The following is a 21,982-nucleotide window of genomic DNA, read 5'->3' as shown; positions in this document are numbered from 1 at the left end:
ATATTACTCACCCGTTCGCCACTCGCCACCAGAGCAAGCTCCGTGCTGCCGTTCGACTTGCATGTGTAAGGCATGCCGCCAGCGTTCAATCTGAGCCAGGATCAAACTCTTCAGTTTAATCTCTGTTTAATGTCATTTCTGACAGGTCGGACAGTATCGCTACCATCCAAATCTTTTGCATTGCAAAAGATTTGCTCACTCAAAAAACTGACAGGCCACTACTTTCGTAGCGCCTATTTCATTATTTCTTGTGAACATTTGATATATTTTAAGTATTACGCCAATCCGAAGATTGACGCTGCACTTACATCAAATGCCCACACTTATCGACTGTTAATTGTTAAAGAACTGTATTCGGCTACTGCTTTCGCGCTATCGACAAAGCGTTGTGTTTGTCAGCTGCGAAGAAGGAAGAGTATGAAGCGTTTGCAGCATTTCGTCAACCTTCTTTTTCACCCTGCTTTACTCGGCATTTGCATGCGTCGCTCAGCGAGGGGGCGAATTATAGCCAAGGCGCCGTGGCTACGCAAGCGCCATTTATGGCAAGACGAACGATTTCACCAAGGTCAGCTCGCCGGCGGCCCGCATCGGTACCTGGAAGCTTTGCAGCTTTTCACGCGGCGTGCCTTCGTTGGTGATGATCGATATCCGGGCGACGGTCAGCATGGCCGTGTTCTCACCGCTGCCGTAGTAATTGACATAGGCGTGATAGTTACCCTTCAGCGGCGCCGCGCTGGAAAAGATTTCCGGCCCATAGCCGGTGGTCACATCCACATCCAGCGCACCGCCATCTTTCAGGACGCGATTGCCGTACCAGGCATGACCACCGTCCGGCGTGACCACATGCAGATCAAGATCGGTGCCGGGGCTGTCCCACGACAGCACGATGCGCAGACGCGCCTGCGTCTTGCCCTGGTAGCTGTCGACAAACTGGGTGCGCGCACGGCTCCTGCCATCGGGCGAACGCACTTCCACGCTGTTCGAGCCGCTGCCGAATCCATAGGGTCGGCCGTAGCTACCGTCCTCGTCCACCTCCATCGGCATCGCCACGCCATTGACTACCAACGTGGCGGGCTTGCCCTTGACGGCGCCCGCGATACGTCCCCGTATCTGCGCCGTCTCGGCCTGGCCCGGCTGCAGGTTGACCGAGGCGGCGGGGTAATTGACCGCTTGCGTATAGTCCTCGCGCGCGCCGGCCGAATTGCGCCAGCCGCCCTTCGGTGCATCGATGGTGACCTGGGCCTGCGCCCAGAGTGGCAATAGCATCAGGGGAATCGCGCAACGGCTAGAAAAACTCACAGGGCCTCCAGGTTAAGGTCAACGAGCCGGCGGGCCAGCCGCTCGACATATTCTTCGTCCTGGCCGCGCGGATGGCGGCGCAGGCCAAGGTGTAAATATTCATGGGTCAAGGTGATGCGGTCTTCGCGCGTGGCCAGCGGCCGCATGAAGATGCGGTTGCGCGACTGTTCCGAATACGGCGCGCCGCTGGACAGGGCACAGACCAGCGGCGCTTGCGGCGGCGCCTCGTAGCCGGCCTCGCGCAGCAGCACGCGCTGCCAGCGCGGCACGTTCTGCGCCAGCCAATCCTCGTTCTGCGCCAGGCGACGGCAACGCGCGCCGGTGTTGCCAAAGGTACTCAGCGCGCCGCCGGGATAGGCCGCCGCCAGCAATTCATCATAGTGCTTGCCCTGCCTGGCCTGCCGCACCGCCTCGCTCCACGCCATCGTGCCCTCGGACGGCTGGTTGCTGTGATAGCGCACGGTGACGCCATCGACGATCAACTGGTCGGTCCAGCGCGCAATCGCCAGCGCCGCCGGCGTGGCGGGGCTGGGACTGACGCGCTGGGTCGCGCTGCTGTCGGCGATCTGCTGGCAGCCCGCCACGGTCACCGCGTTCTGCTGCAAATACGTGCGTGCGGCGATCGCCAGCGCCTTGGCCGCTTCCGGCTCATTCGTACTCGCCTCGCGATCGAGCACCCGCGCCACATATTCATTGACGCCGAAGCGGCCGCGCAATTGCGGACGGCCGCCCTTCTCTTGCAGCAGCATCAACTCGCCGTTGCTGCGCAAGGCCAGGTTCTGGCCATTCTCGAACTGCACATGGTAGCGCCCATGCAGCGGCCCGGCTACGGCCACGCCACGTTCGCCGCGCACGGCGCGAAGCGGATAACGCTTGAAGTAATCAACCACCACGCAGCCGCCATCGTCGGCCGCGCCGACTTTCGGCAAGCTGGCAGCCAACCTGGGGGCCCACTGTTCGAAGACATTGCTGCTGCCGCCCGCGCCGCCAAACCAGATCGGCGTGCCGTCGGCCAGCCAGCCCGCCGCGCCACCAATCCGTTCGTCTGCCCGGCCCCGCGCGTGCCAGGAATACGTCTTGACGCGCAGCTGGCTGCCGAACCAGCGCGCCGTCCCGGCCCCGCGCCCGTCCAGCACCACGCGCAGCAGCGCCGCTTCGGCGTCCACGCGGCTGGCGGCCGGGATGCTGTCGAGCGCGCGCAGCAAGCTGTCCAGGCGCACCATGCGCGCCGGCGCCAGCTGGGCGGGATCGGCCAGCCAGGCGAAGTCCCCGGCAGGCGCCGCGCCCAGGCGGCCGGTCCAGTATTGGCGCCACGGCGCGGCCGTGATCATCAGGCGCTTGGGCGAAAAAAATGGCCCGCAGGACTGCGCCAGCGCCGCGTCACGGCCGATGCTCTGGCCCGCATCGCAGCAATACACCTCTTCCGGATCGCGGCCGCCGCAGCGGTAATCCGGCATCGCCACCTTGTTATCCGTCGCATACACATACACGAACAGCTTCCACAGACTGGCCAGCGGCACTTGCCGCGCGCCGCCAAACGGCGGTGGCGTCGTGCCGCCCTGACGCAGCTGGCGCACTTCCGTCTTGCCATCACGCCACCAGGCCACATCCAGCGATGCAGACCACGCAGGTGCGGCCAGCAGCAGGGCCGCCATCAATGCGGGAAATGCCACGCGCATCACTCGACCTTCAGCGCGCGCGTGCTCTTGCCGCCGCCCTCGAAGGCTTTCTGCTCCGGCTGGTACATGCGGTAAAAGCGCGCCGGCGGCAGCACATAACTGCCCTTCTGCGCAAAGCGAATCAGATGGCGCACCGTCACCTCGCCGGCCAAAGGCTCGATCGGCACGGCATAGCCGTCGCGGCGCTCCGTGTGGCGCGCGCGTTCCAGCGCGGCCGGCTTGTCGCCCGCCATGACCATGCCCCAGGTGGTCGATTCGACCATGGCGCCCGGTGGCAGCGCCACTTCCAGCAGGCCAAAGCGGTGCTTCGCGCCCGGCGCCGCTTTCAAGGTGATTTCATCGAGGTACAGCGCGTCCGTGCTGAGCGCCTCGCCCGGCTTGACCAGTTCCGTCGTGTAGCCGCCCTTGCCTTGTTTCATATGCAGGATGCGCCGCTCGACGGTGACCGGCAAGCTTTGCGTTTCGGCGGCGTGACTGTCGTACTGCAGCACGGCCACCGTGCCGGCCGGCGCCGGTGCGGCGAGACGCAGTTTGTCAGGCACGCCCTTGACGTCAAGCCAGCGCCAGAGCGGCTGACCGCTGCGGCTGTCGCGTTTTTGCCAGGCGCCGTCCAGCACCACGGCCGGCCCCTTCCCGAACGATGCGCCACCCAGTTTCTTTTGCACCCACATCAACGTCATCGCGCGGTCCAGCGTCGGCATCTCGGCACGCACGCCGGCCAGTACCGCATCGGCCTGCGATGGCGGCACTTCGCCGGCCAGCATCAGCAAGGCCTGCGCCACGGGCGCTTTGGACTCGCGCAAGACTTGCCAGGCACTGGCCACTTGCAGCTGCAGCCCATGCGGCAAGGCGACGCCATTCTGGCTGGCGACCAGCGCCACCAGGCCAAGACTCATCGCCTGCGCTTCGCGATCCAGGGCCCCGCCCAGCAGCAGGCTGCCGCCGTCGCCCGCCTGGCGCGGCTTGCCGCCCAGGACGGCGATGGCGCTGTCGTCCACCAGGCCGGCAGCCAGCGTCTGCGTGGGCAAGCCCATCTCGCGCGCCATCCACAGCACCAGCGCGCGGTCGCCCATCGCATCCTTCAAGCCATGTTCGCTGTAGACGGCCAGCAGCTTGTTCCAGTGCTCGGGCGGCAGCTCGATGCGCAGCGCGCGCGCCGCATACCAGTCCGCGTAATAGGCGTAGGCCGTCATCAAGGCATTGCCGGCCGTGGCATTGCCCCACCAGCCGAAGACGGCGTTCGGACCGGCCATGGAGACCAGGCGCAGGCGCTGCGCCGTCAGCAGCGTTTGCAGGCGTTCGCTTGCCGCGCCGGCGTCCGGCCCCAGGCTTTGCGTGGCAAGCGCGAGCGGAATCAAACGGCTGGCCGTCTGCTCCACGCAGCCATACGGATAGTCGATCAGATCGTCGGCGATGCGCGCGAACTGGCTGGCCGCGCCCTGCGCGAACGAGACGCGGATATTGCGCGCGTCCGCCGGCAACTTGAGTGGAATATCACTCGTGGCGCCATCGAGCGGCAGCACCAGCGAGCGCGGACTGCTCCAGGCGGCGGGCAAGATATGCATGGCCGTGTCAAGCGCGTCGACCACTTTGCCATTCTGTTTCAACTCCAGGCGCAGCGGCCCGGTAGCGCCAGCAGCGAGCGGGAATTCGACATAGTTCACGCCCGGTTTGGCGGACAGTTTTTCCGTCTTCGGCTGCGCACCACCGGAAAGGACGACGTCGAGCGCCTGCTCCTTGCCCGTCTGGTTGAACACGGCCACCGAGGCGCGCGGCGCGTCGCCGGCGCGCATCCAGTCGGGCGCCGTCCACTTGGCATAGAAGTTCTTGTCCGACCGCAGATAGGCCGTGCGCTGGCCCACGCGCCCCTGCTCGTCCATCGCGCGGCCCGTGATACGCCAGCGGGTCAGCGCGTCCGGCATGGTGAAACTCACGCGCGCATTGCCATTCGCGTCGGTCTTCAGCGATGGCGCCCAGTACGCCGTATCGATATTGTCGCGGCGCGGACGTTCGAGCACCTTGACGCCGCGCTCGTTGTAATTGTGGCGCGCGGGCGCGCCGGCGGTGCGGCCCTGCGCCATGTCGTAGCTGATGAAAGACAGGCTGGCCGTGGTGCGCACGTTGTTGCGGCGTGGATGGTAGAAGAAGTCGCCGATGTCCGGCGCGATTTCCGGCTGCAGCACATAAATCATTTCATCGACCACGCCTAGCGCCACCATGGTGCTCAGCGGCTTGCCGTCGAGGGTCGCCTTGACGTCCAGGGTCACCTTCTCGCCGGGCTGGTAGACCTCCTTGTCGCTCTTGAACTGCAGCGCGATGCGCGGTTCGATCACTTGCAGGCCGGCGTTCTCGAAGACGAAGTCGCCATTGCGCGTGTACGCCACCGAGAACGTCATGTTCGGTCCATGTTCCTCTTTGACGGGAATGCGCACGCGCCACTGCCGCGGCGCCACGCGCTTCGCCTGGTACCAATCCGCGGCGCCGGCCATCAAGCCATGGTGCTCCACCTTGTCGCGTTCGAGCGTCAACAGCGCCTGGTCGACCTTGTCCGAGAACGTGATCAAGGCTTCGGCGGTGTCGCCCGGACGATAGCGGGCGCGATCGAGCACGATCTCGATGCTGCCCGGCGTCGTTTGCACGCCATCGCCGGCGACCCAGTGGCTGGCGGCGGCCAGCAGGTTGCCCCGTTCGTCGCGCAGCGCCAGCTGATACGAACCCGATGTGGGGAATGTCACGTCCCAGCCCTTGGCGTTTGGATCGAATGCGCCCTCGGTCTTGCTTTGTTTTTCCAGCTGCACCATCTCCCAGCGCACGGGCTTGGCCGCGCCCTGGCCATCGGCCAGCAAGTCGAAGTGCACGGACTGGCCCGGATCGGAAAACTGGCGCGTGGCCTTCAGCTGGTAGCTGCTGCTCGAGCGTTCTATCATCAGCTCGCGCGTCGCCTTGACGCGGTAGGCCGCACCATCGGTCGCCAGCACGGTCAGGATGTAGCGCGACGGGTCGGCGGCGGGAGGCAAGGTGAAGTCCACATTGCCGCTGCCGTCGCTCGTCACTTCCTCGGTCTTCAAGGCCACGGGGAACAGGCCGCTGTAACGCAGTTCGCCCTCGACCATCGTGTTTTGCTGGCCGCGCAGCGACAGGGTCATCTTCGCGTTTTTCACCGGCTTGCCATCCGGGTAGCGCAGCGCGATGCTGCCCTTGACCGCCTCGCCCGTCTTGAATTCCGGTTTCGAGGGCTGGACGTTGATTTCAAAGTGCGGCTTGACGTATTCGGCCACGCGGAAGGCCGCGCCGTACGCGCCATCCCTGTAATTGAAGCGCAGCTCATAGCCGCCGGCGGTGGCTTCCGTCGGCAGGCGGAAGCGCGTGTCCGCGCCCGTATCGCCGGACAGCTGCAGCGTTTGCGTCAGCAGCGGCGTGCCGTTCGGATTGAGCACGGTCAAGCTTAGCGGCGCGCCAGCCGCCGCCTGCGATGCGCGCGCCGACGTGAATTCGCGGCCCACAAACTTGACGTTGACCTCGTCGCCTGGCCGGTACAGGGGCCGGTCGGTCACCGCATAAATCTTGGTGTTGTAGATCTCGCTGTCATAGTAAAAATTCTCGGACACAAACACCCCGCCGGCGCGGTCCTGGCCCAGCACATACGTGTGTTCCGGGCTGCCGCGCTCGAGCGAGGCCACGCCGTCGGTGCCGGTGGTGGCCGACTGCAGCACGCCCGTGCCGTCGGTCCACGCCACGCTGGCGCCGGCCACGGCGGCGCTGTTGTCGCGCCGCGCCGTCCACACCAGCATCTGGCCGGACGATACCTTGGTGACGGCCACCGTGTCCGACACGAACACCAGGGTGGTGGCGCGGTGCTCGCCGATGATCGCCTCGACCAGGTACAGGCCCGGCTGGCGTTTGCCCAGCGGGATCATCACGTTGCCGGCGCCGGCGACGATGAAGTCGCTGCTCGATCCATCGAGCTTGACGCCTTTCGGCGGCGCGATGGCCCTGGCCTGCCAGATCGGATAGCGGAAACTGTCGACCAGCTCCATGCCCTTGATCGGCTTGTACTGCGGATGGTTGGCGAACACGGTCGGCCGGCGGATCGCGTCATTCGTGGCCAGCTGCGGCTGCTCCTTCGTGACCGCGCGGCGCGCCTCGCCGGAAAACAGCTTGCGCCAGGCCAGGCGCGACTGCTTCCACCAGCTATCCCACAAAAAGCTCAAGGTGTTGGCCAGGCCCTCGCCCTGGTAATTGCCTTCGACCTGGATGCGGTGCAGATTGCGCTGTTTTTTCAGGAATTCCATCGGCTCGGGCACGCGGTAGACGACGATGTCGGCACCCGAATACGCTTCCAGATTCATGCGGCCCATGTCGCGGCCCGGCACCTCGAGCCGCACGCGCGACTCGTCGGTGCTGCCGTAACTGGCGTCCGACAGCAGGAAGAAGGGCTCGCCCTTGAAGGTGGCGTAGTTGCTGGACTCGCGTTCCTGCGCCGAGGCGCCGCCAATAAGCGCCAACGCCAGCAGGCTGGCAAATAGCAGCTTCATGATAAAAACGCCAGCCGGAACACCCCGGCGAAATTCGGATTGTTGACGACAGGTTGCCACCGCGTGTCCTTCCAGCTCGTGAGTTCTTTGATATCGACGGTCCGCAGACCATTGTCGTCGGGGGTGACGGTGCCGGTGTGGTAGGCGATGCGCGCCCCCATCCAGACCATCAGATGCTGTTCGTCGCCCTGGTCGAAAAACAGCAGGTCGCCGGGCAGCGCCTGGCTGATTTCGCGGGCGATGAAACGGCTGTTGTGCTGCACCAGCGCCAGCGCCGTGACGAAGTGGCCAACCTTGCCATCCGTCTGCACCCAGCGGTTGCGCAAGGCGGCCTGGGACGCGCTCAATTCCAGCTCGGGCGGCAGGCGCCGGTCGCTGGCGATGCCATTCGCATGCAGCCACTTCGCGTCATGTACGGTGAGCGCTTCGTTGACGGCAAAGCGCACCAGGCCGGCGCAATCGCGGTGCGTCCAGCGCGGCGACGGCCCCCGTTCGATCTGCGCATTGACGATGCGCAGCATCCACGCCTGGAAGGCGCGGCTCTGCGCCTGCGACAGCCGCACCTGGGTCCCGGCAGCCGCCCGCAGGGCCCACGCGGGCATTGCCACGGTGGCGGCGCAGGCGGCGAGCCAGCGCAAGGCGGCACGGCGCGCATGCCACACCGTCATCGTGCGGTCTCCTGCCATTCCAGCGTTTCCCACGACGTGCCGCTGGCGGGCTGCCGCTGGAGCACCATGCGCAGCGGCGGATATTTTTTCAAGGCGTTCAGGCGCGGCACCAGGTGTTCATTGGCGGCCGCGCGCAAGACCGGTTCCTTATTCGCCGGCAGGGTATCGAAGGCTTCCAGCTGGATCAGCCGGGCCAGCGACGCCGGCGCGATCAGGCCGATCATGCGGGAAGCGTCAGGCAGCAGGTCGCTGGCCGCCGGCGCTTGCTTGCGGCGCACGGCCAGCACCTGGTCCACCAGCTTGCCGTCGGCCGAGAAGACAACCATATTGCCGGCCACGGCCAGCGCCGGCGTGGACTGGCCCAGCGCCGTGGCGACGCTGCGCTCCCAGCGAATAGCCCCATCCTTGCCGGTAGTCTTGCGCACGGGGTCCTTGCCGCCGGTTGCCGCCTCGAACAGGCTGCCATACACAGCGTCATCACCGGCTTGCGCACTGCGCGTAGCCACAAACACCGGCGTATGCAGGCGCGACGTGCCGTACCAGCACGCGGCGGCCGGTCCTTGCAAGTGCCCGGCCAGCGGCGACACCGGTTCCGATGTCTTGCTGCCCAGGCGCTTGAGCACGGGCTGCAGCGCGGTCCAGTCCACCGGCACGCTAAAGCAGGCGCTGGGACTATGCGGCAGCAGCGGCCACAGGCCGCCGCTGTCATAAGCACCGTTTTTCAGTTTGTCCGCATTGAGCAGCACCTTCGATTGCCAGGTGCCCTGTTGAAAATCGAAGCGCAGCGCTTCGAGCGCGCCAAAGAAGGGCTGGTAGCCGAACGACAGGAAATCCGCCTTGACGGCGATGCTGTGGCCCTCGGGCGCGGCGCCGTCGAGATGGAACTGCGCATGAAAGACGTTCTGTTTTGCCGCTTCCGGCGCCAGCAGGCTGGCCACGGTTTTCTCGGCCGTGCCATCGCCCTTCTTGCCGCCGGCGCCGCCATACAGCATGCCGGGATGGGACAGAATCACCAGGCGCTGGCCGTGCGCGGCAAACAGCAAGGTGCGCTGATAGGCATAGTTCAGTGCATACACGGGCACCTGGTCACCATCGACGCGCAAGCTGCCGGCCACGCGCATTTGCGTGTCCTTCAAAGCGATCTTGCCCGCTTCCTCGAGCAGGCGCGTCAACTGGCTGCGCGACACGGCGATGGCGAAATGCTTGAGCGAGCCGTCGGCGTCGCGCCACAAGGCCACTTCCGCCGGCTGGTCCAGCACCATGCGCAGCAGCTGGTCGCCCCAGCCCAGTTCATGTTCGTAAGCAATGCGGCGCAAGCTGCCCTTGAGTCCCAGCCGGTCTTCGCTCTGCTCGTAATAAAACAGGAAATCTTCGCGCAGCACGTCGCGCGCCAGCGGCACCGTCAGCAGGTCGCGCGGCAAGGACGACAGGCTTTTCGTGCGGACCAGCGCGTCGGGCCGCGACAAATCGAGCTTCAGGCCGTTGACCGGCCCCATCGCGCCCCAGCCGAAGACCCGGTAGCCGACGAGCGCGGCGGCCGCCAGCGCCACCCCGGCCAGCGCCCCGAACAGGACTTTCTTATTGAGTACTTTTTTCACCAGCACCGTGTATCCCCTGTTTCTCTGCCAAAGCATTGCCATGTTAGTAATTATTGACAAATGGTAACATGACGTTTGTGGCCGCAGCGCACAGCTGACGCGACAGCGTAAAATAGCGGTTTCCCCGTTTCAATCGCCTCCCATGACCATCCTGCTTTCCACCCTGAACGCCCGCTACACCCACGCCTCGCTGGGATTGCGCTATCTGCTGGCCAATATGGGGCCGCTGCAGGCGCAGACACGGCTGCAGGAATTCGTCATCGGCACGAAAACCACGGAACTGGTCGAGCGCATCCTGCAAAACAAGCCGCGCATCATCGGTTTTGGCGTGTATATATGGAACGTCGAGGAAACCACCAAGCTGGTAGCCATGCTCAAGCGCGTGGCGCCCGACGTCATCATCGTGCTGGGCGGGCCGGAAGTGTCGCACGAGGCAGGTGAGCAAGAGATCGTCAAGCTGGCCGACTACCTGATCACGGGCTGGGGCGACGTCACCTTTCCCAAGCTGTGCGGCGAAATCCTCAACGGCCCGAAGCCGCTGATGAAGATCCATGCGGGCGTGCAGGCGCCGCTGGCGGAACTGCAGCTGCCCTACTCCTTGTATACGGACGACGATATCCGCCACCGCACGATTTACGTGGAAGCGTCGCGCGGCTGCCCGTTCAAGTGCGAATTTTGCCTGTCGGCGCTGGACAAGACGGCCTGGCCCTTCGCGCTGGAGAACTTCCTGGCCGAAATGGAATCCCTGCATGCGCGCGGCGCGCGCCTGTTCAAGTTCGTCGACCGCACCTTCAACCTGAACATCAAGACCAGTTTGAAGATCATGCAATTCTTTCTGGATAAGATCGAGGCCAATCCGGACGATCCCATCTATGCCCACTTCGAGCTGGTGCCCGACCACTTGCCCGACGCCTTGAAAGAAGGCATCAGCAAGTTCCCGCCCGGCGCGCTGCAGTTCGAGATCGGCATCCAGAGCTTCAATCCGGACGTGCAAGCGCTGGTGAGCCGCAAGCAAGACAACCAAAAGGCGGCCGACAACATCCGCTGGCTGTGCGAGGAATCGAACGCCCACCTGCACGTGGACTTGATCGCCGGCCTGCCGGGCGAGGATGAAGCGAGCTTCGCGGCCGGTTTCAACAAGCTGGTGGCCCTGAAACCGCATGAAATCCAGTTCGGTATCCTGAAACGCCTGCGCGGCACGCCCATCATCCGCCACACGGAAAACTATGGCATGGTGTTCGACCCGCACCCGCCCTACACCATCCTGGCGAATAAACAGCTCGATTTCATGAGCATGCAGCGCCTCGTGCGTTTCGCCCGCTACTGGGACCTGGTCGCCAACTCGGGCCGCTTCGCCAATACGGTGCAATGGATGCTGGGCGATGCGCCGTTTGAAAACTTCATGGATTTTTCGAACTGGCTGTACGCGCACACGGATGCCACCCACCGCATCGCCATGGAGCGCCTGGCCAAGCTGGTGGCGCAATGGCTGCAGACGCGCGGCATGAGCGCGCTCGAAGCCAATGCCCTCGTGGCCAGCGACTACGCGGGCGGCGCGCAGGCGGCAGCGCACGCCAAGCCAAGCGAAGTGAGCACTAGCAACACCAAGGTGCGCCCGGACGTCGCCCTGCCCCAGCGGCAGGCGCGCCACCTGGCGTCCTGAGGGGCCGGCGATTGAACAGCGGTGGCGGTCTGCGCCATTCTCCCTTAAACTGGCACGATGCCGACTGTACAATCGCCGAAACTGACCCTCTCCCAGACCAGCTCCCAACAGGGAGCCCTTGTCACTGCCAGCGGCACCTGGCAGGTGCACGCGCTGGCGCATGACAATGCCATCAAGGCCATCGACGCCCAGCTCAAGCCCTTGCAGGGCGACACCAAGGTGCAGTGGGACCTGTCGGCCATCGACAGCATGGACCATATCGGCGCCCAGCTGTTCTGGAATGCCTGGGGCAAACAGCGCCCCGCGCAGCTGACCCTGGCGCCATCGCAGGAAGAGTTTTTCCGGCGCATCGAAGAAACGGGGCCCCTGACAACGCCGCCCTCGCGCGCCAACCGCCTCACACCCGTGATGAAGCTGGGCATGGCCATCCTGCTGTTTTTCGAACATTTGAAGGGCTTTATTGGCCTGGTGGGCCAGGTGACGCAGGATATCGGCCGCTTCGCGCGCCATCCGATGCGCGGGCCATGGCGTGAAATTTCCGCCAATATCTTCCATGCGGGCTTCCAGGCGCTGGGCATCACGGCCCTGGTCGGCTTTCTGATCGGCGTCGTGCTGTCCTACCTGTCGGCGCAGCAGCTGCGCGCCTTTGGCGGCGACATCTACCTGGTCAACCTGCTGGGCATGAGCGTCATCCGCGAACTGGGGCCGCTGCTGGCGGCCATCCTCGTGGCTGGCCGCTCGGGGTCGTCCATCACGGCGCAGCTGGGCGTCATGCGCGTCACCGAAGAGCTCGACGCCATGCTGGTGATGGGCATTTCGCACGGTTTCCGCCTGATCATGCCGAAAGTGCTGGCTCTGGCCATTTCCATGCCCTTGCTCGTCATCTGGACGGATACGGCCGCGCTGATCGGCGGCATGGTGGCGGCCAAGGTGGAACTGAATCTGTCGGCGCGCTATTTCATCCAGAAACTGCCGGACGCCGTGCCGCTGGCCAACTACATGATCGGCCTGGGCAAGGGCGTGATTTTCGGCATGCTGATCGCGCTTGTCTCGTGCCACTTCGGCCTGCGCATCAAGGCCAACACGGAAAGCCTGGGACGCGGCACCACCACCGCCGTCGTCACGGCCATCACCGTCGTGATCCTGGCCGACGCCGTGTTCGCCATCGTCTTCAATGGAGTGGGCTACTGATGGCGGACGACACCGATATCGCTTGCGGCAGCGGCAAGGAAGGCCAGTTCAACCTGCATGGCGACGCGCCCGTGGTGGAAATCACCAATCTGTGGACCAAGTTCGGCCGCACCGTCGTGCACCAGGACTTGAACCTGGAAATCGAACGGGGCGAAATCCTCTCCATCGTGGGCGGTTCCGGCACGGGCAAGACGGTGCTGCTGCGCCAGATGCTGGGCCTCGAGCATCCGGCCCGCGGCTGCGTCAAAGTCTTTGGCGAAGATATCAACAAGGCAAGTTCCGACCAGCTGCAACAGTTGCGCAACCACTGGGGCATGCTGTTCCAGCAAGGCGCGCTGTATTCGGCCCTGACCGTGTTCGACAACGTGGCCCAGCCCATGCGCGAATTACGCGTGCTGCCCGAAGCGCTGGTGCACGACGCGGTATTATTAAAGATGAACATGGTGGGCCTGGGTCCGGAACATGCGCTGAAAATGCCGTCGGACTTGTCGGGCGGCATGATCAAGCGCGTGGCCCTGGCCCGCGCCCTGGCGCTGGAGCCGAAGCTGCTGTTCCTCGACGAGCCGACGGCGGGCCTGGACCCGGACCTGTCGGAAAGTTTTGTATCCCTGATCCAGTCGCTGCACCGCGAGCTGGGCCTGACGGTGGTGATGGTCACGCATGACCTCGACACTTTGTTCGCCCTGTCCACGCGCATCGCCGTGCTGGCGGAAAAACACGTGATCGCCATCGGTCCCACGCGCGAGGTGATCGAAGTCGACCACCCGTTCATCAAGCAATTTTTCCTTGGCGACCGCGGCCAGCGCGCGCTGGCCGTCCTCGATGAGAAACAGGCGGCGGCGGGCAAGGCGGCGCAGCCAGGCGGCGACGCCGGCACAGACAAGAAAGTGGAGAAGTAATGGAAAACAGATCACATGCCCTGATGACGGGATTCTTTACACTCACCCTGCTGGTGGCCGCCATCCTGTTCGGCGTCTGGTTCAACCGCGACCGCGTGGAACGGGTGCCCTACCTGCTCGCCACCACCCTGTCCGTGCCGGGCCTGAACCCGCAGGCGACCGTGCGCTACCGGGGCCTGGAAGTGGGCAAGGTCGACGCCATCGATTTCGACACGCAAAAAGCGGGGCAAATCCTCGTGCACATCAGCGTGGCGCCCGATACCCCCGTCACCAACACGACCTTTGCCACCCTCGGCTACCAGGGCGTGACGGGCATCGCCTACATCCAGCTCGACGACGAGCACGTGGGTTCCAGGCTGCTGGGCACCAGCAAGGACAAGCCGTCGCTGATCCCCCTGCGCGCCGGCTTGCTTGACCAGCTGGAAAAGCGCGGCAAACGCATCCTCGACCAGGCCGAACAGATCACCAACAAGGTGAATAATTTGCTCAGCCCCGACAACCAGGCGGCCATGCTCGGTGCTTTCAACGAAGTGGGCAAGGCCGCCAAGGCCTTCGGCGCCATCCCGCAACAACTGGAGCCGACCCTGACGCAATTGCCGCAACTGACGGAACAGACACGGCAAACCTTGACGGCCGTCAGCACGGCCAGCAAGAACGTGTCGGACCTGACGGCCACGTGGAAAAAACTCGGTAACGACATCCAGGCGCCCGGCGGCGTGCTCGACAAGGTCAATGGCACGGTCGACCGGGTCGGCAATTCGGTGGAAACGGTGGCCAATGGCGTGTCCTTGGAAGTCTTGCCGCAGGTAATCGAGCTGAGCGGCGAGGCGCGCTCCTCGATGCGCGCCCTGAAAACCACCATGAGCACGCTCAATGAACAGCCGCAGAGCATCTTGTTCGGCGCCCCAGACATCCCGCCCGGCCCGGGCGAGCCCGGTTTTTCGGCACCGGGCAAATAAGGAGAACACAGCATGCCTATCCCACGCAATCTCGGCGCACTCATCCTGGCCGGCGCTTTCCTGCTCGGCGGTTGCGCCAGCCGCGGCCCCGTCCCCACGTTCTATGATTTCGGCCCGGCAGCGCCGCAGGCGGCAGCGCCAGCGGCGGCGCCCGCCGTGCCCGTGCTGGTGATCGCCGACGCCAACGGCCCGTCCTGGCTGGATAGCCAGCGCATGTATTACCGATTGCTGTACGCCGACGCGCAGCAATCGCGGCCGTACGCCTACAACCGCTGGACCACGCCGCCGCTGCAGCTGTTGAGCCAGCGCCTGAAGACGCGCGTGGCGCAGAGCGGCGTGAAAGTGCTGTCGACCACGGACGCGGCCGCCGGCATGCCCCTGCTGCGCATCGACGTCGATGATTTTTCGCAGGCGTTTGACACGCAGACGCAGAGCAGCGGCCACGTGTCGCTGCGCGCCTCGCTGTTCCGCGGCCACCGCCTGATCGACCAGAAAACCTTCAGCCGCAGCGGCCCGGCCAGCAGCGCCGACGCGCAAGGGGGCGCGCAAGCGCTGGCGGCGGCCTCGGACGCCATCGCCGCCGACCTGCTGGCCTGGCTGGGCACGTTGAATATCCCGAAAGAATGACCGACCCCGCACCTTCCGCCAGCCCGGCGGCGCCGCTGCCGCCCGTCCGTTCCTCGCCCGTGTCGCGCGCGACCCTGCTCGCCTACGTCTTCCTGATCGTGTACGCCAGCTGGTTTCCGTTCACGGGTTGGCACAGCAATGGCCTGTCGCCGCTGACGTTCCTGGAAAACACGCGCATGCCCCGTTACTGGACGGGCTTTGACGTGGGCATCAACGTCGTCGGCTATATCCCGCTGGGCGCCTTGATCGTGTATTCGCTGTTTCCAAGGATCACGGGTTTCTTTGCCGTCATCGTCGCCAGCCTGTGCGGCATGTTGATTTCCGGCAGCATGGAAGCCGTGCAAACCTATCTGCCCAGCCGCGTATCGTCGAATCTGGACTTTTACACGAATTCGGCCGGCTGCTTCCTCGGTTCCCTCATCGGCGCCCTGACGGCGCGCAAGCTGCTCGACCATAGCCATTTGTACCGCTTGCGCCAGCGCTGGTTTGCCCAGCACGCCAGCCAGGGCCTGGTGCTGGTGGCCCTGTGGCCGCTGGCGCAAATCTATCCGCAAGGCTATCTGTTCGGCCTGGGACAGCTGCTGCCGATCCTGTCGGACTGGCTGTCGCGCCTGGTGGGCATGGAGATCGACCTGGCCACCTACCTGCGTCCCGACGTGATATTAACCGTCGAGCAATATTGGCTTTCGGAAACCATCATCACGGCGTGCGGCATGACGGGCGCCGTGCTTACCTTGCTGTGCCTGCTGCGTCGCGCCGCGCCCCGCGCCATCCTGATGCTGACGCTGATCGCCGCCGCCCTGACCGTGCGCTCGATGGCCAGCGCCCTGCTGTTTTCGCCGGAGAACGCCTTCGTCTGGATCACGCCGGGCGCCCAGGGCGGTTTCCTGATCGGCCTGATCATGCTCGGTGGCCTGGCGTTCGCACCGCACGTGGCGCAGCGCCGCATCGCGACCGCCACCTTGCTGCTGAGCCTAGTGATGGTGAATACGACGCCGATCAACCCGTATTTCATGTCGACCTTGCAAGGCTGGGTGCAAGGCAAGTTCCTCAACTTCAATGGCGCGGCGCAATTCCTCGCCTTGCTGTGGCCATTCATGGCCCTGTGGTTCCTGTGCCTGCCCTCGCACCGCCTGAACCGGCCGGAGGACGTGCAGCGCCAGCGTCGCGAAGACCACCCATAAGCGTTATCATGGCGCATTGATGAATCAGCAGGAGATTAGTATGAGCGACGCACCGTATTTTGAACGCCACGTTTTTTTCTGCATGAATAAACGTGAAGACGGCCGCAACAGTTGCGGCGACCATGGCGCGGAAGCGGCGCAAAAGCATTGCAAGCGCCGCATCAAGGAGCTCGACATGAATGGCGCGGGCAAGATCCGCATCAACCAGGCCGGCTGCATGGACCGCTGCGAGGAAGGCCCGTTGCTGGTGATCTACCCCGAAGCGACCTGGTACACCTATGTCGACACCAGCGATATCGATGAAATCATCGATACGCACCTGGTGGGCGGCAAGATTGTCGAACGCCTCAAAATCTAAGCCGCATATTTAATCCTAATTTAAGCCTACGCCACCAGTATGAGCATCATGAACAGAAACTCGGAAAAATTTACCCTCGCCGGCCATGCAGGCAGCATGGAAGGCTTGCTCGATTTCCCGGCAGACACCCCGCGCGGCATCGCCCTCGTTGCCCATCCGCATCCGCTATACGGTGGCACGATGGATAACAAGGTCACGCAAACCCTGGCGCGCGCGTTTGTCGCCCTCGGTTACGTGGTGGCGCGCATTAACTTCCGCGGCGTCGGCGCTTCCGAAGGCATGCATGACCATGGCGTGGGCGAGACGGACGACATGCAATTGCTGTACGAGCACATGCGCAGCCTGTACCCGGGCTTGCCCGTGGCCCTGTCCGGTTTCTCGTTCGGCACCTTCGTGCAGTCGAAACTGCAGGAGCGCCTGGCCGCCGCCGGCACGCCCGTCGAGCGCCTGGCGCTGATCGGCAGCGCGGCCGGCAAATGGGCCATGGCCGATATTCCCGCCGACACCATCTTGATCCACGGCGAACTGGACGACACGATCCCCCTGTCCGCCGTCTTCGACTGGGCCCGTCCACAAGACATTCCCGTGATCGTGATCCCCGGCGCCGACCACTTCTTCCACCGCAAGCTCAATCACATCAAGAACCTCGTGATTGCCCTGTGGCAGGGTGACAAACCCGCAATCGCAGCAGATGATCATTGAAGTGTGGGCTTACTAGCGCCTCCACGGCTATAATTGATCCGTTTTTTCCACGCGGCCATGCAGGTAGCAACAGCATGGCCCTCAGCCTTCATCTTTTTCTCGCAGACCAGCCCCATGAAAAAACTTTTAGCGGCACTGGCCTCCAGTGTATTTTTCTTTTCCGCCGCCTACGCCCAGAGCGTGCCAGCCCCGACCATCGCCGCCAAGTCCTGGCTGTTGCTTGACGCCACGAGTGGCCAGATCATTGCGTCGCAAGATCCGGACGCGCGCATCGAGCCGGCATCGTTGACCAAGATCATGACGGCTTACCTGACGTTTGCCGCCATCCGCGAAAAGAAACTGGCGCTGGACCAAAAAGTGAACGTCTCCGTGCGCGCCTGGAAAGTCGATTCGAGCAGCTCGAAGATGTTCATCGACCCGGCCACCCCCGTCTCGATCGACGACTTGCTGCACGGCCTGATGATTCAATCGGGTAACGACGCCGCCGTGGCGCTGGCTGAAGCCGTTGCTGGCGATGAAGGCACGTTCGTCGTGCTGATGAACCGCGAAGCGCAACGCATGGGCCTGAAAAACACGCGTTTTGCCAATCCACACGGTTTGCCTAGCCCGGATAACTATTCCACGGCGCAAGACTTGTCCGTGCTGGCAAAGCGCGTGATCGCCGACTACCCGGAATTCTACAAAATCGATTCCATCAAGAGCTTTACGTACAACAAGATCACGCAGCCTAACCGCAACCGCCTGCTGTGGCTGGACCCAACCGTGGACGGCATGAAAACGGGCCACACGGAAGCGGCCGGCTATTGCATGATCGCCTCGGCCCGCCGCCCAGGCGGCACCGGCGAGCGCCGCCTGATCTCCGTGGTGCTGGGCACCTCGTCGGACCAGGCCCGCACGCAGGAAAGCCAGAAGCTGCTGAACTGGGGCTTCCAGAACTTCGACACGGTCAAGCTATACTCGAAAGGCCAGGCCGTGGCCACGCCGGAAGTGTGGAAAGGCTCGAAAGGCACCGTGAAAATCGGTTTCGCCCGCGACGTGCTCGTCACCGTACCAAAAGGCACGGCGGCCAAGATGAAACCCGTGCTGGAACGCAAGGACCCGCTGGTCGCGCCATTGGCTGAAAACGCCCCTGTCGGCAAGCTGAAAATGATGGTTGACGACAAAGTCCTGCTGGAACTGCCGGTCGTGGCGCTGGAGCCGATCAACCAGGCAACGATCTTCGGCCGCGCCTGGGATTCGATGCGCCTGTGGATGAAATAAGCAGTCAGCATTCCCCATAAAAAATGCCCGCAGATGCTGCGGGCATTTTTTTCGCCGATTCACTTTACTTCAGCGGCGCATCCCTCAGGTGCGGCTGGCGCGCCACGGGCGGGAAGGTGCCGTGGCGGCCTGCCGCAAACGTCGCTTCCGTCTGCGATGGTTCCACCGGCACGGCCACCTTGCGCACCTTGGCCACCTGCGCCGCCGTCACGGGCGTGCCGCGGTTGCCCCAGCTGGTCTGGATGAAGGTCACCACTTGCGCCGTCTGCTCATCGTTGAAAATGTCGGCATACGGCGCCATCGTCAGCGCCGACGGCGCCGTGCGCGTGGCCGGCACGGCGCCGCCCGACAGCACGATGTTGATGGCCGAGGTGGGATCGTTCGTCTGCAGCACGGCATTACCGGCCAGCGCAGGGAAAGCCTTGTCGTAGCCCTTGCCGTCGGAGCGGTGGCAACCGGCGCAGCGGTCCAGGTACAGCTGCGCGCCTTTCGAGTTGACGATGCCGCTGAACAATTGCTTGCCCAGCTTGTCGTCGGCCACGAAGGCGGGCGTGGCCGGGTTCGATGGCGGCAGGGACTTCAGGTATTTCGCCATCGCCGCCAGGTCGCCATCCGTCATGTGCTGCATGGAATGGGCCACCACGTCGTTCATGGCGCCAAACGAGGCCGTGTGGCTGTTGCGGCCCGTCTTGAGGAATTCGGCGATCTCGGCCGCGCTCCAGCGCGCCAGGCCGCCGCCATGTTCATTGCGCAACGAAGGCACGGACCAGCCGTCGATCACGCCGCCGCCCGCCAGGAAGGTCGTGTTGCCCTCATCCGTCAGCGATTTTTCCTGCATGCCCACGCCGCGCGCCGTATGGCAGGCGCCGCAGTGGCCCAGGCCCTGCACCAGGTAGGCGCCGCGCAGCAATTGCGCGTCGCCCGTGGCCGGTATTTTGTACGGCTGCGGCGTGGGCGCGAAGGCCCAGCGCCAGATGGTCAACGGGAAACGCATCGACAAGGGCCAGGGAATGTCGGCCGCCTTGTTCGGCGTCGGGTCCGCCTTCACGCCATGCATGAAGTAGGCATACAGCGCCTGCATGTCCGCCTCGCTCAGGCGCGAGTACGACGGATACGGCATGGCCGGATACACGGTGTAGCCATGTTTCGTCACGCCGGTGCGCATCAGCTTGTCGAAATCGGCGAAACTCCAGTCGCCGATGCCGGCCTTTTTATCGGGCGTGATGTTGGTGGAATACACCTTGCCGATCGGCGTTTCCATGCCCAGGCCGCCCGCGAACGGCTGGCCTTTCGTGCCGGCCGTATGGCAGGCGATGCAGTCGCCGGCGCGGGCCAGATATTCGCCCTGGCGTATCAGCTGGGCTTTCGGGGTGGTGGCAGACCAGGCGATGCCGGGGGTACTGGAGGCGAGCGCCAGCAGCAGCGCGCCCATGGTATGGGTGAATGTGTTGTTCATCTTCTTGTTCTTTATCAGGCGACCAGGGGACGGGGATCTTTCAGGTATTGCTCGCGGATGGCCTTGGCCGACCAGTAGGTCAGCGCGCAAGCGAGGCCCGTCGGGTTGTAGCCGATGCCGACCGGGAACACGCTGGAACCGACGGCAAACACGTTGTGCACGTCCCAGCTCTGCAGGTAGCGGTTGACGACGCTGGTCTTGCGGTCCGCGCCCATGGCCGTGCCGCCCGCCCAGTGGGTGGTCTGGTAATTGCGCAAGTCGAGGTGGTCGCCCACGTTCTTGACGGACACCTTGATAGCTTCCGGATTCATCGCTTCGGCCACCTTCATCATCTTGTCCGTGACGAAACGACTCATCTTGATGTCGTTTTCCTTCCAGTCGAAGGTAAAGCGCAGCAATTGCTGGCCATACTTGTCCGTGTAGGTGGGGTCGAGGTCGACATAGCAGTCGCGGTACGTCATGTTGGCGCCGTGGCAGTCAAAAGAAACCGTGTTCAGATAGCTCTTCTTGACGGCCTTTTTCCAGGCTGTACCCCAGGCGGGCGTGCCGTCCGGCGTGGCGATGCCGGAAATCGGCTTCGAGCCGGCCGGGTTGCACCAGGCGGGCGAGCCGCCCACAAAGCCCAGCGGGCCATGGTCGAAGTTGTCGCCATTCCAGTCATCGAGCGCGACGCCGGTGCCGCCGGCGCCGATGAAGGGATTCGTGTTCGTGTCTTCCTTGAAGAAAGTCTGGATGGTGGACATCATCTGGTAGGCGATGTTGCGCCCCACCACGCCCTCGTTGCTGACGGGGTCGTACGGCTTGCCGATACCCGACAGCAGAAACAGGTGCGCGTTGTTGTAGGCAAAGGCACTGGCGATGACCAGGTCGGCCGGCTGCTCGACGGCCTTGCCGTCCGCATTGATGTAGGTCACGCCGGTCGCGCGTTTTTTACTGCCATCGAGATTGATGCGCACGACGTTGCAATTGGCGCGCAATTCAAAATTCGAGATCATGCGCAGGGCCGGCATGATGTTGACGTTGGGCGAAGCCTTGGAATAGTTATAGCAGGCGTAGCCGGAGCAGAAACCGCAGAAGTTGCACGGGCCCATCTGGCAACCGTACGGGTTCGTGTACGGGCCGGACGCGTTCGACGAGGCGTTGACGAACGGGTGGTAGCCGACGGCCTTGGCCGCGCGGCGGAACAGCTCGGCCGTGTATGGCACTTTTTGCGGCGCCAGCGCGTAATTGTCGGAGCGGTCGCCCTCGAACACATTGCCGTCGCCGACGACGATGCCGTTGACCTTATACGCCTGGCCCGAGGTGCCGAAGACTTTTTCCACGAAATCGAAGTGCGGCTCCAGCTCGGCGTAGGTCACGCCAAAGTCCTGGATCGTCATGCCTTCGGGGATGAATTTCTTGCCGTAGCGGCGTTCGTAGTGGCTGCGGATTTGCAGCTCTTCCGGCAGGACGCGCCAGTGCATGCCCGACCAGTGCAAGCCGGCGCCGCCCACGCCCGTGCCCGGTTTGAAGGCGCCGATCTGGCGATACGGCACGGCCACGCCCGTGATGCTGTGGCGGAAGGTGAACGTGCTTTTCGACATGTCCTGGAACAGCTTGCTGCGCTGGATATAGGTCAGCTCGTCGAGGGTCTTCGGATAGGCGCCGTCGGGATAGGTGTCGCGGTACTCGCCGCGTTCCAGCGCGACCACGTTCAGGCCCGCTTCCGTCAATTCCTTGGCCATGATGGCGCCGGTCCAGCCGAAGCCCACAATCACGGCATCGACAGGCTTCATTTTTACATCGGGTTTGATATCACTCATGATGGTTTTTCTTTTTCTTTGATCGGGTACTGATAACTGAAAAGGTTCGGGGCAAGGCGCATTGCCGCAGGCAATACGCTAGTACGACCAGGCAGTGCAACG

Annotated in this window: 16 protein-coding genes and 1 rRNA gene; 9 read left to right on the top strand and 8 right to left on the bottom strand. The window is 63.9% G+C overall.

The annotated features are described in order from the left end of the window. The 6 genes from GCN78_RS18025 to GCN78_RS18000 form a co-directional block, all read right to left on the bottom strand. Nucleotides 1-117 (bottom strand): 16S ribosomal RNA (locus GCN78_RS18025); the annotation flags it as partial. A 420-nt stretch (nucleotides 118-537) separates the two neighbouring features. Further along, nucleotides 538-1,266 carry a YfaP family protein gene (locus tag GCN78_RS18020; RefSeq protein WP_152252896.1) on the bottom strand — a complete coding sequence of 243 codons (729 nt, stop codon included), beginning with the start codon at nucleotides 1,264-1,266 and terminating at the stop codon, nucleotides 538-540. Between the two features lie 29 nt (nucleotides 1,267-1,295). Then, complete coding sequence (locus GCN78_RS18015) at nucleotides 1,296-2,972, bottom strand: DUF2300 domain-containing protein (RefSeq protein ID WP_193316772.1); 1,677 nt, start codon at nucleotides 2,970-2,972, stop codon at nucleotides 1,296-1,298. Nucleotides 2,973-2,977: 5 nt separating this feature from the next. Beyond that, nucleotides 2,978-7,513 (bottom strand): alpha-2-macroglobulin family protein, encoded by a 4,536-nt coding sequence (locus GCN78_RS18010; RefSeq protein ID WP_152252894.1) that lies wholly within the window; start codon nucleotides 7,511-7,513, stop codon nucleotides 2,978-2,980. Further along, nucleotides 7,510-8,199, bottom strand: a complete 690-nt coding sequence (locus tag GCN78_RS18005) for a DUF1175 family protein (RefSeq protein ID WP_413465216.1) — start codon at nucleotides 8,197-8,199, stop codon at nucleotides 7,510-7,512. The genes GCN78_RS18010 and GCN78_RS18005 overlap by 4 nt, the downstream gene beginning before the upstream one ends. Continuing rightward, complete coding sequence (locus tag GCN78_RS18000; protein ID WP_193316771.1) at nucleotides 8,178-9,779, bottom strand: DUF2138 family protein; 1,602 nt, start codon at nucleotides 9,777-9,779, stop codon at nucleotides 8,178-8,180. Before GCN78_RS18000 ends, GCN78_RS18005 begins: the two co-directional genes overlap by 22 nt. Before the next feature lie 142 nt (nucleotides 9,780-9,921). On the opposite strand from GCN78_RS18000, the gene GCN78_RS17995 reads away from it, so the two are divergent. From GCN78_RS17995 to GCN78_RS17955, 9 genes are all read left to right on the top strand, one after another. After that, complete coding sequence (locus GCN78_RS17995) at nucleotides 9,922-11,442, top strand: B12-binding domain-containing radical SAM protein (protein ID WP_152252892.1); 1,521 nt, start codon at nucleotides 9,922-9,924, stop codon at nucleotides 11,440-11,442. A gap of 57 nt (nucleotides 11,443-11,499) precedes the next feature. Then, nucleotides 11,500-12,633, top strand: coding sequence for an MlaE family ABC transporter permease (locus tag GCN78_RS17990; RefSeq protein ID WP_152252891.1), 1,134 nt, complete (start codon nucleotides 11,500-11,502; stop codon nucleotides 12,631-12,633). After that, the gene (locus GCN78_RS17985) at nucleotides 12,633-13,532 is read left to right on the top strand and encodes an ABC transporter ATP-binding protein (protein WP_152252890.1); all 900 of its coding nucleotides are present in this window, start codon (nucleotides 12,633-12,635) and stop codon (nucleotides 13,530-13,532) included. Before GCN78_RS17990 ends, GCN78_RS17985 begins: the two co-directional genes overlap by 1 nt. Beyond that, on the top strand, nucleotides 13,532-14,491 hold the full coding sequence (locus GCN78_RS17980; RefSeq protein ID WP_152252889.1) for an MlaD family protein: 960 nt from the start codon (nucleotides 13,532-13,534) through the stop codon (nucleotides 14,489-14,491). The genes GCN78_RS17985 and GCN78_RS17980 overlap by 1 nt, the downstream gene beginning before the upstream one ends. Before the next feature lie 12 nt (nucleotides 14,492-14,503). Continuing rightward, nucleotides 14,504-15,118 carry an ABC-type transport auxiliary lipoprotein family protein gene (locus GCN78_RS17975; protein ID WP_152252888.1) on the top strand — a complete coding sequence of 205 codons (615 nt, stop codon included), beginning with the start codon at nucleotides 14,504-14,506 and terminating at the stop codon, nucleotides 15,116-15,118. Continuing rightward, nucleotides 15,115-16,302, top strand: a complete 1,188-nt coding sequence (locus GCN78_RS17970) for a VanZ family protein (protein WP_152252887.1) — start codon at nucleotides 15,115-15,117, stop codon at nucleotides 16,300-16,302. The genes GCN78_RS17975 and GCN78_RS17970 overlap by 4 nt, the downstream gene beginning before the upstream one ends. A gap of 40 nt (nucleotides 16,303-16,342) precedes the next feature. Next, nucleotides 16,343-16,660 (top strand): (2Fe-2S) ferredoxin domain-containing protein, encoded by a 318-nt coding sequence (locus GCN78_RS17965; protein WP_034781335.1) that lies wholly within the window; start codon nucleotides 16,343-16,345, stop codon nucleotides 16,658-16,660. A gap of 48 nt (nucleotides 16,661-16,708) precedes the next feature. After that, nucleotides 16,709-17,362: an alpha/beta hydrolase gene (locus GCN78_RS17960; RefSeq protein WP_152252886.1), complete on the top strand. Its 654-nt coding sequence runs from the start codon at nucleotides 16,709-16,711 to the stop codon at nucleotides 17,360-17,362. Between the two features lie 114 nt (nucleotides 17,363-17,476). Then, entirely contained in the window at nucleotides 17,477-18,622 is a 1,146-nt protein-coding gene (locus GCN78_RS17955; protein WP_152252885.1) for a D-alanyl-D-alanine carboxypeptidase family protein, read from the top strand. A 64-nt stretch (nucleotides 18,623-18,686) separates the two neighbouring features. On the opposite strand, the gene GCN78_RS17950 is transcribed toward GCN78_RS17955, so the two are convergent. Beyond that, nucleotides 18,687-20,078, bottom strand: a complete 1,392-nt coding sequence (locus tag GCN78_RS17950) for a cytochrome c (RefSeq protein WP_152252884.1) — start codon at nucleotides 20,076-20,078, stop codon at nucleotides 18,687-18,689. Nucleotides 20,079-20,092: 14 nt separating this feature from the next. Continuing rightward, on the bottom strand, nucleotides 20,093-21,880 hold the full coding sequence (locus GCN78_RS17945; RefSeq protein WP_226939694.1) for a GMC family oxidoreductase: 1,788 nt from the start codon (nucleotides 21,878-21,880) through the stop codon (nucleotides 20,093-20,095). Between the last annotated feature and the right edge of the window lie 102 nt (nucleotides 21,881-21,982).

Source organism: Janthinobacterium rivuli, assembly GCF_009208735.1.
Classification (GTDB): Bacteria; Pseudomonadota; Gammaproteobacteria; order Burkholderiales; family Burkholderiaceae_D; genus Janthinobacterium.
Note: the sequence above shows the minus strand (reverse complement) of the source record. Positions and strands in the feature narration are given on the sequence as shown.